The organism is Neisseria sp. HMSC061H08 (assembly GCF_001836795.1).
GTDB lineage: Bacteria > Pseudomonadota > Gammaproteobacteria > Burkholderiales > Neisseriaceae > Neisseria > Neisseria subflava_A.
The window spans coordinates 1-341 of the sequence record NZ_KV830583.1; the positions used below are offsets into that span (position 1 = coordinate 1).

The following is a 341-nucleotide window of genomic DNA, read 5'->3' on the forward strand; positions in this document are numbered from 1 at the left end:
ATCGGAGAGGCTGTGCCATTGTCCGAGCAGGATAGCTTTGAATATGGACAACAGGGGATAGGCGGGACGGCTGCGGTGGTCTCTAAGGTAACGGGTTCTTTGGCGATTCAGGTATTGTTCGATCGGTTGCCAATCAATCACTTGATCCAACTTCAATAGTGGGAAACGGTCGATGTGTTTGGCAATCATGGCTTGGGCGGTTTGCTGAAAGAAGGTGCTCATGGAAAATCCCCTAAATGTCTTGGTGGGAATTTAGGGGATTTTGGGGAATTTTGCAAAGGTCTCAGGCTAAGTGTGCCTGTTGTTGCTTAAAAGGCGGCCCGGATGCCTGATTAATCAGG

The 341-nt window shown here is 49.3% G+C and carries 1 pseudogene; it reads right to left on the reverse strand.

From position 1 onward, the window contains the following. Positions 1-222 (reverse strand): annotated as a pseudogene (locus HMPREF2675_RS08575) (IS5/IS1182 family transposase); the annotation flags it as partial. Between the last annotated feature and the right edge of the window lie 119 nt (positions 223-341).